Source organism: Aeromonas sp. QDB68 (genome assembly GCF_027707405.1).
GTDB lineage: Bacteria > Pseudomonadota > Gammaproteobacteria > Enterobacterales > Aeromonadaceae > Aeromonas > Aeromonas caviae.
Genome location: NZ_JAPCIQ010000117.1, coordinates 1 through 9011, shown reverse-complemented (window position 1 = coordinate 9011; position 9011 = coordinate 1). Strand labels below are relative to the sequence as shown.

Below are 9011 nucleotides of genomic sequence, written 5' to 3'. Positions count from 1 at the left end.
AAGCAAGCAGGAAAGTGGGATCAAGAGACGATCGTCTCATTTTTCCTGTGTCAATACTGTTCCGGTGAATACTTACGAGCAGGGGATAGTGGCCCAGCAGCACATCCCGAATGGTACCGCCACCGATGGCCGTCGCCGAGGCGATGATCACGACGCCAAACAGATCCATCCGTCGCCGACCCGCTGCCAGCGCGCCAGTCATCCCTTCGGCCACCAGGCCGAGCAAGAAGAGTGCATGTAACATGAGATATCCCAGGGTGCGAGAAAGGCCCGCATCCTAACAACCCTGCGCTGGGGCGACAAGCTATCTTGGCTATGCATTAGATTAAGTAATGAAAAGGGGGCTTTCGCCCCCTCTTTTGATCATGATGACGCGGTTCAGCGTCCAAGTTGCTCGCTGCGGTATTGGTCTACCCACATGGCGGTGGCGCCACAGATGGCCACCGGCATCACGAAGAGATTCACCACCGGGATGGCGGAGAAGAGGGTCACCAGGGCGCCGAAGCTCAGGCACTTTCCACGACGTTGCTTGAGGGCGTCGCGCATGGTGATGAAGCCGATCTTGTGGTTGTCGAACGGATAATCGACATACTGGATCGCCATCATCCAGGCGCTGAGCAGGAACCAGAGCACGGGTGCCAGGGTCTGGCCCACTACCGGGATCAGGAAGAGGATCAGGCAGCCGATGGCCTTGGGCAGATAGTATTTCAGCTTGGTCCATTCGCGGCCGAAGGTACGGGGCACATCTTTCACCACATCCAGCATGCCGGTGTCATTCATGGCTTCACCGGTGAGGATCTGTTCCACCTTCTCTGCCAGCAGGCCGTTGAAAGGGGCAGCTATCCAGTTGGCCACCGAGCTGAAGATGAAGGAGAAGACCACCAGTATGGTGATGAGGGCGATGGGCCAGAGCAGGTAATCAAGCCAGGAGAGCCAGCTCGGGATCTGCTGGTGCAGCCAGGCGAACAGGCCGTCCAGTTGTAGCAACAGGGCGTAGAAGGCACCGACAAAGAGCACGAAGTTGACCAGCAGGGGGATCAGCACGAAGGTGCGGATGCCGGGCTGGCGGATGAGTGAGAAGCCGCGCAGGAAGTAGTCTGCACCGCTGACCGAATCTTTGACCATGTGGGGTGATTGGCTCATGTGAGATCCATCAGTGAATGGGGAAAGTGCCAGCATATTACAAACAAGCCTTTGATTTGGTAAAGTCGCCTGCCCGCCTCCTCTTTATTTCGTTACCCACATAGGCCGCCATGCGTCTGAAATTGATCAAACTCGCCGGTTTCAAGTCGTTTGTCGAGCCGACCCGCATCGAACTCAACGCCGACATGACTGCCGTGGTGGGCCCCAACGGCTGCGGCAAATCCAACGTCATCGACGCCGTGCGCTGGGTGCTGGGGGAGAGCTCCGCCCGCCATCTGCGCGGCGAGAACATGACCGACGTCATCTTCAACGGCTCCATCAACCGCAGCGCCCATGGCCGCGCCTCGGTGGAGCTGGTGTTCGACAATCCCCACAACCGGGTACCCGGCGAGTTCGGCCGCTTTACCGAGATCTCGGTGCGCCGCGAAGTGCTGCGCGACGGCTCCAATCACTACCAGATCAACGGCCAGAAGTGCCGCCGCAAGGACGTGACCGACCTCTTCCTCGGCACCGGCCTTGGGCCCCGCAGTTACGCCATCATCGAACAGGGCACCGTCAGCCGGCTGGTGGAGTCCCGCCCCGCCGATCTCAAGCTGTTCATGGAAGAGGCCGCCGGGGTCTCCCGCTACAAGGAGCGGCGCCGCGAGACCGAGCAGCGTATCCGCCATACCCAGGAGAACCTGGAACGCCTTGGCGATATCCGTGGCGAACTGGGCTCACGCCTCGAGCACCTCAAGGCCCAGGCTGAGACCGCCGAGCGCTACAAGCAGCTCAAGAGTCGCAGTCGCGCGGCCCGCAGCGAACTGATCGGCTCTGAACTGTGGGCGCTGGAGACGCGTCTTGGCGAAGCCAAGACCGAACTGGCCCAGACTGAACAGGCGCTGGCGGCCCTCGATGCCAAGCGCACCGCCGACGAGGGGCGTCACGTCACCCTGTCGGTGGCCCGCCAGGAGGCGCAGGCCGAGCAGGCGAGCCGCCAGCAACAGATTTTTCTCGGTGGGCAGGCTATCGCTCGCCTTGAGCAGCAGCAACTGCACCAGAGCGAGCTGGGCCGCGACTGGCAGGCGAGGCGGCAGTCCCTCGGCGAGCGTATCGACGGCCTCAAGGCCCAGCTGGCCGGCCAGCTAGAGCAACTGGGCGACAGCACGTTGCAGGGGGAGGTGGCGTCGGCGCGCCTCGAGCAGTGTGAGCAGTTGCTTACCGACCAGCAGAGCGTGCGTGCGGCTGCGGGCGATCGGCTCGAGCAGGCGCGCCAGCGTCAGCAGCTGTGGCAGCAGCAGCTGGGCCAGTTGCAGGGGCGGCTCAACCAGACCCGCGCCGAGGTGAATGGCCTGCAGGAGCTGCAGGCCAAGACCCGGCTTGCCCGCCTCAAGCTGGAAGACGAACAGGCCGGGCCCCTTGGCGGGGAGGGGGAGAACCTGCAACCGGCGCTCGATGCCCTGGCGGCGGAACTCTCGCTCTCCCGCGCCCGCCATGAGGAAGCCGATGCAGCGTGGCAGGCCGGTGTGTCGCGCCATGAAGAGCTCAAGGCAGAGCAGGGTCGCCAGCAGGGCCTGCTGCGCGAGCTGGAGGCGCGCCTCGCCACCCTGGATCAGATCCTGGGGGAGCAGATGGCGGGCGCGACCCTGGCGGATCGGTTGCAGGTTCCCCCCGAGTGGGCCCGGGGGCTGGACAAGGTGCTCGGCCGCTGGCTCACCGCAATCCCGGCGGACGAGTGCAACCTGGCGCAACCCGGACTCTGGATTGGCCCGGTCCAGCCAGCCAGGGCCGGTACCCTGGCGGCGCAACTGGGGGGCGAGCACATTCCGGTTTTCCTCAATGCCATCTGGCTGGCAGAGAGCAGGGAGGAGGCGCTGTCCCGCCTGCACAGCCTCTCTGCCGGTGAGTCGCTGCTCACTCCCACCGGCGACTGGTTCGGCCCCAACTGGGCGGATCTGGGGGAGGGCATGGCCCTGGGTACGCTGGCGCTGCTCGGTGAGCGTGAGCGGCTGCACACCGAGCTGGCCGCGGGTCGGGAGGCGCTGCACAGACTCGACGAGCAGCTTGCCGCCGCCGATGCAGCGCGGGCCCAGCTGCACAGTGCCCATGAGCTGGCTCAGCACACCCTGCGCGAGCAGGAGCTGCGGTGGCAGCAACTGCGCGAAGCCTGGAGTCTGCGCGAGGGGCAGCGCCAGGAGCGCTTGCAGCGCCTGGGCCAGCTGGGGGAAGAGCTGGCCCGGCTCGACAAGGAGCAGGCTGAGGAGGCGCAGCGGCTGGCGTCGGCCGGGGAGCGGCTTGAGCAGGATGAAGCGGCCCTTGGCGAGCTGCAGGAGCAGGGGGAGGTACTCGCCGAGGCGCTGCTGCTCGCCCAGGAGCAGGTGAGCGGGGCGGAGCGGGCGCTGGAAGAGGTGCGCCTTCGCCGGGAGCAGCAGCAGGCGGCCTGCCAGCGGTTGCAACTGGAACAGCAGAACCAGCGCCAGCTCATCACGCTGCGCGAGCAGGAGCTGGCCCGTCTCGGCCTGGAGCTGGCGGAACTCAAGGAGCCAGGGGCCGCTCCGAGTCAGGATCTGTCGCCCCTGCTGGTCGAACAGCGCAATCTTGAGGCGCAGCAACTGGCCTGTCACCAGCGGCTCGCGGAGCTGGATCGTCAGCTGACCGAGCTGGAGCAGGCCAGAAGCGCCGATCACAAGCAGCTGGTGAAAATTCAGGAGAAGCTGGCGACTCTGCGGCTCGAGCGCGAGCGCAACCTGACGCGCAGGCAGGGACTGCACGAGCAGTTCGAAGAGCTGGGCGTGCGCCTGGTGGACCTCGATCAGGCGGTGCTGATTGCCGCTGATCGCGGCAAGCTGCGCCAGGAGATCCAGACGCTGGAGGCGCAGGTGGAGGCGCTTGGCGCCATCAACCTGGCGGCACTGGAGGAGTATGAGGAGGCGAAAACCCGTTCAAGCTACCTGGAAAATCAGTGCCAGGATCTGGAGCAGGCCCTCGACACCTTGAGCCAAGCCATTAAAAGAATTGATAAAGAAACACAAATACGCTTCCGCGACACTTTCGATAAGGTCAATGAAGATTTAAAATCCCTGTTCCCAAAAGTGTTCGGGGGGGGCAGTGCCTGGCTTGAGCTGACCTCGGATGATCTTTTGGAGGCCGGAGTGAGCATCATGGCAAGACCTCCGGGCAAGAAGAATGCTACCATTGCCCTGCTTTCCGGGGGGGAGAAGGCGCTAACCGCCCTTGCGCTGGTTTTTGCCATCTTCAGACTCAATCCAGCACCATTTTGTCTGCTGGATGAGGTGGATGCACCGCTCGATGAAGTGAACGTCGGTCGCTTCTGTTCTCTTGTCAAAGAGATGTCGAGCACAGTACAGTTCGTTTACATCAGTCATAATAAGGTCTCCATGGAGATGGCCGAGCAGCTGGTTGGCGTCACGATGCAAGAGCCCGGGGTTTCGCGCATAGTGTCGGTCGATATCGGTGAAGCCGTCGCTTTGGCTGAGCAAAACTAGAAAGAGAAGCAGCTAATGCAGGAATTGCGTTACATCTTGGTTGCCCTGGGCGGTATTGCCATCGCGGCATTGCTCATTCACGGGTTGTGGAGCAACAGAAAGAATCGTCAGGCACCGATCAAGGAGAAACCCCTGGGTCGGATGGAGTCCAAGTCCCGTGAGCGTGACAACGACGCCTTCGACAGCGATGGCATCGGTCAGGTGCGTGTGGTGAGCGGTGGACGTCGTGCCGAGCCCAAACTGCGCAGCGACGAGGCCCGTCAGCCCGAACCCCGCCGTGTCGCCCCCGTTCCCGCCTTCGATGATGAAGATGACGACGCCGATCTGCCGCCTCCCGTGGTGCGCAAGCCTGCCGCTCGCCCTGTCCCCCCTCAGCCTGTGTATGAGGAAGAAGAGGACTATGACGAGCCGGTTGCCGCCCCTGTTGAAGAGGCCCCTGCCGCGCCGGTGCGCAAACCTGCCCAGGTGATCCGCCGTACGCCGGTACACCGTTCCCGTCCGCAGCGCGAGCCCATGATGCAGCCGCTGGACGAAGAGCCGCTGGTGGAGCCGGCCTATGCCCAGGCGCCGACCTTCGGTGCACGCGAGCCGGCACCGGTTGCCCAGCAGGCTCCCCGCTACGCCCAGCCGGCTTATGAAGAACCCGCTTACGATGACGAGCCAGCCTATGAAGAGCCGGTTCACGCAGCCGAGCCAGAACCCGCTCCGGCCCCGGTCGAGAAGATCTGGCAGGATGTCTATGTCATCAACCTGATGGCCCGTCCCGGCCACGATCTGCAAGGTGCGACTCTGCTCTCTTCCCTGCTGGCGCTGGGCTTCAAGTTTGGCGAGATGGACATCTTCCACCGTCACGAAGATCTGGGCGGCAAGGGGGAGGTGCTCTTCTCCATGATCAACATGGTCAAGCCGGGTACCTTCAACCCCTATCGCATGGAGCAGTTCAGCACCCCGGGTGTGTCCCTCTTCATGCAACTGCCCCTTCGCAGCAATGCCGCCTTCGCCTTCGAGCACATGTTGCAGGCCGCGGATCAGCTCGCGAGCGATCTCGATGCCATGCTGACCGACGCCTCGCGCAGTCCCCTCAGCGACGACGACATCGCCCGCTACCGTCACGAGCTGGCGGCCTACGAGGCCAGCCGCGACTGATGCGCCATGGGGCTTGAACAATGAAAAGTGCGGTACCCCGGTGCCGCATTTTTGTTTCTGCCCCAGACTGAATGTTCCATCACACTTCGAGACTTTTTCATGAGCGATATCCTCTCCCGCCACCGTCAACTGTGTGAGCTGCTGACCGAGTACGGCCATCAGTACTATGTGCTGGACAACCCCACGGTGCCGGACGCCGAATACGATCGCCTGATGCGCGAGCTGATTGCGCTGGAGGCCGAGCATCCCGAGCTGAAAACCCCGGCCTCGCCGAGCGTGCGGGTGGGAGGCCAGCCGCTGACCGCCTTCAAGCAGGTACGCCACGAGATCCCCATGCTGAGTCTGGACAACGTCTTCAGCAGCGAGGAGTTGCAGGCGTTCGAGCAACGCATTAGTGATCGCCTCAAGCGGGAGGTGAATTTCACCTTCTGTTGCGAACCCAAGCTCGACGGTCTGGCGGTGAGCCTGCTCTACGTGGCTGGCCAGCTGGTACAGGCCGCCACTCGCGGGGACGGCACCACGGGGGAGGAGATCACGGAGAACGTGCGCACCATCAAGGCCATTCCCCTGACCCTGCGCGGCCAGGGGTGGCCTGCGCGGCTGGAGGTGCGTGGGGAGGTCTTCATGCCCAAGGCGGGGTTCGAGGCGATGAACCGCGATGCGCTGGCGGCGGGGGAGAAGGTGTTCGTCAACCCGCGCAACGCCGCTGCCGGCAGCCTACGCCAGCTCGATTCACGCATCACCGCCAGCCGCCCCCTCAGCTTCTATGCCTACGGCGTGGGAGTCGGTGGCGACGAGCTGGGGGAGTCCCACTTCGGTCGCCTCAATCAGCTCAAGGCCTGGGGTCTGCCGCTCAGCCCGGAAGTGAAGCTCAAGGAGGGGGCCGCCGGTTGCCAGGCGTTCCACGACGACATCCTGGCCCGCCGTGGGGATCTCCCTTACGAGATCGATGGCGTGGTCTACAAGGTCGACGACATCGCGCTGCAACAGGAGCTCGGCTTCGTGGCGCGGGCCCCGCGCTGGGCCACCGCCCACAAGTTCCCGGCACAGGAGGAGATGACCCTGCTCGAGAACGTCGAGTTCCAGGTGGGCCGCACCGGCGCCGTGACCCCGGTGGCCAAGCTCAAACCCGTGTTCGTCGGCGGCGTCACCGTCTCCAATGCCACCCTGCACAATGCCGACGAGATTGAACGGCTCGGCGTGATGATCGGCGACACCGTGATCGTGCGCCGGGCGGGGGACGTGATCCCGCAGATAGTGGCCGTGGTGGAGGCCCAGCGCCCCGCGGATGCTCGCGCGATCCTCTTCCCCACCCAGTGCCCGGTGTGCGGCTCGGCGGTGGAGCGGCTGGAGGGGGAGGCGGTGACCCGCTGCTCCGGTGGCCTGTTCTGCGAGGCCCAGCGCAAGGAGGCGATCAAGCATTTCGCCGCCCGCCGCGCCATGGACGTGGACGGTCTGGGTGACAAGATAGTGGAGCAGCTGGTGGACAAGGGGCTGGTGAAGACCCCGGCGGATCTGTTCAGCCTCAACGCCATCCAGTTGGCCGGCCTCGAGCGGATGGGGCAAAAATCCGCCCTCAATCTGGTGGCGGCCATCGATGCGGCCCGCAGCACCACCCTGCCGCGCTTCCTGTTTGCCCTGGGCATTCGCGAGGTGGGGGAGGCGACGGCGCTGAATCTGGCAAACCACTTCCTCACCCTGGAGGCCCTGCGCGCGGCGACCGTGGAGCAGTTGCTCGAGGTGGCCGACGTGGGGGACATAGTGGCCAAGCACGTCTACTACTTCCTGCGCCAGCCCCACAACATCGAGGTGCTGGATGCCCTGCTGGCCGCCGGCATCCACTGGCCGCCCATCGAGAAGAAGGAGGCGGCCGATCAGCCTTTCGCCGGCAAGACCTTCGTGCTGACCGGCACCCTCACCACCTTGTCGCGCAACGACGCCAAGGCGGCGCTGCAGGCGCTGGGGGCCAAGGTGGCAGGCTCGGTGTCCGCCAAGACCGACGTGCTGGTGGCAGGTGAAGCCGCTGGCTCCAAGCTTGCCAAGGCCCAGGAGCTGGGGATCACCATCTGGACCGAAGCCGAGTTGCAGGCGGCCATTCAGCCCTGAGAATGCACGTTTGAGCAGACAAACCCGGCCCACTGGCCGGGTTTGTCGTTGGTGGGCTCACTCGATGTAGCTCACCTTGTCCTGCCAGGCATCGGGAGCCGTCAGGTGCCAGCGTGCCAGTTCGCTCTTGCTGAACAGGTATTCCCCGCGGGATGCGGCGCGGGGGGAGAGGGCGCCGGGCGCCGTGCCCGAGAGGATGGCATTGGCCAGTTCGGCGGCTCTCTCTCCCTGGCTGTGGCCATCGAGCACCAGACCGCCGATGGCGGCTCCCCTGCCCACCGCAAAGGCCCAGAAACAGAACAGTGGCACCGTGCTGTTGGCGCTGGTCCATGCCAGCACCTGTTGCTCGCTCACATGCTGGCCCTGCGCGTCGATGAGGGTGTGATAGAGGCCGAGGAAGAGAGCCTGATAGCCGTTCTGCTGGCTGGTGAGCACCGCCTCCTGCCAGCGCCGGTAGTCGGTGAATTGCCGGCTGCTCACCCGGGTCTGGCCGACCCGCAGCTCGCTGCGGGCCTTGAACTCGTCCTCGACGGCGGTGTGCGACACCTCGCTCTCGTCAAACAGCACCAGCGCCTTGCTGATGCCGCCCATCAGCTAGCTCATCTCGCTGATGTTGCGCTTGAGCAGGGGGCGCTCCAGCACGCCGGTTATCAGGGGGTGGCCGACCAGCCCCTTGGGGCGCGGGTTCTCGTTCATGCCGAGAAACACCACAGGGGTGCCCAGGGCGGCGATGGGACGGGCGAGGGCGCTGATGGCGTTGTCATCGCCGAGCACTACCAGCGCCGGCTTGCGCGCCTGATAGGCCGCCATTCCCTGGCTGACGAGCCGCTCTGGATCCTGATGGGGTTGACGCTTGGTATCCAGATAGAGGTGGCTGATGTGGTGCTCCCCCTTGAGGTATTGCTGCAGGCCGGCGCTGTAGCTCTGATCCCACAGATTGGTCTGGTGGTAGCTGCTGATCACCAGGATCTCGGCGGCCAGCAGCTGGAGCGGGAAAAGGGCCAACAGGGGCAACACCTTGGTCACGTTCATCTTCCATGGGCAGAACACTACACCCATCATCTTAATGCGAAAGGGGACTCCCTCCGACGTAGGTGGGAGGGGAATTTCGCCGGGGCGTCAGCCCCGCTG

General features: G+C 64.3%; 5 protein-coding genes and 1 pseudogene. 3 read left to right on the top strand and 3 right to left on the bottom strand.

Going from position 1 to position 9011, the window contains the following annotated elements; translation table 11 throughout:
* Positions 1–244: trimeric intracellular cation channel family protein (locus PG892_RS20085; RefSeq protein WP_270825765.1), on the bottom strand; the 244-nt coding region annotated here is incomplete at its 3' end.
* A 134-nt stretch (positions 245–378) separates the two neighbouring features.
* Complete coding sequence (cysZ, locus tag PG892_RS20080) at positions 379–1143, bottom strand: sulfate transporter CysZ (protein ID WP_052814897.1); 765 nt, start codon at positions 1141–1143, stop codon at positions 379–381.
* Between the two features lie 110 nt (positions 1144–1253).
* On the opposite strand from cysZ, the gene PG892_RS20075 reads away from it, so the two are divergent.
* The 3 genes from PG892_RS20075 to ligA all read left to right on the top strand — a co-directional run bounded on the left by PG892_RS20075 (position 1254) and on the right by ligA (position 7880).
* Positions 1254–4628, top strand: a complete 3375-nt coding sequence (locus PG892_RS20075) for an AAA family ATPase (RefSeq protein WP_270825764.1) — start codon at positions 1254–1256, stop codon at positions 4626–4628.
* Positions 4629–4643: 15 nt separating this feature from the next.
* Positions 4644–5774: a cell division protein ZipA gene (gene zipA, locus PG892_RS20070; RefSeq protein ID WP_039039273.1), complete on the top strand. Its 1131-nt coding sequence runs from the start codon at positions 4644–4646 to the stop codon at positions 5772–5774.
* A gap of 99 nt (positions 5775–5873) precedes the next feature.
* Positions 5874–7880 (top strand): NAD-dependent DNA ligase LigA, encoded by a 2007-nt coding sequence (ligA, locus tag PG892_RS20065; RefSeq protein WP_128314047.1) that lies wholly within the window; start codon positions 5874–5876, stop codon positions 7878–7880.
* A gap of 57 nt (positions 7881–7937) precedes the next feature.
* On the opposite strand, the pseudogene PG892_RS20060 reads toward ligA, so the two are convergent.
* Positions 7938–8912: pseudogene (locus tag PG892_RS20060) on the bottom strand (ABC transporter substrate-binding protein).
* Between the last annotated feature and the right edge of the window lie 99 nt (positions 8913–9011).

Bases quoted from the DNA above. Each gene is read 5' to 3' on its own strand.
- cysZ (WP_052814897.1), bottom strand. From the start codon at position 1,143: ATGAGCCAATCACCCCACATGGTCAAAGATTCGGTCAGCGGTGCAGAC.
- ligA (WP_128314047.1), top strand. From the start codon at position 5,874: ATGAGCGATATCCTCTCCCGCCACCGTCAACTGTGTGAGCTGCTGACC.
- zipA (WP_039039273.1), top strand. From the start codon at position 4,644: ATGCAGGAATTGCGTTACATCTTGGTTGCCCTGGGCGGTATTGCCATC.
- PG892_RS20075 (WP_270825764.1), top strand. From the start codon at position 1,254: ATGCGTCTGAAATTGATCAAACTCGCCGGTTTCAAGTCGTTTGTCGAG.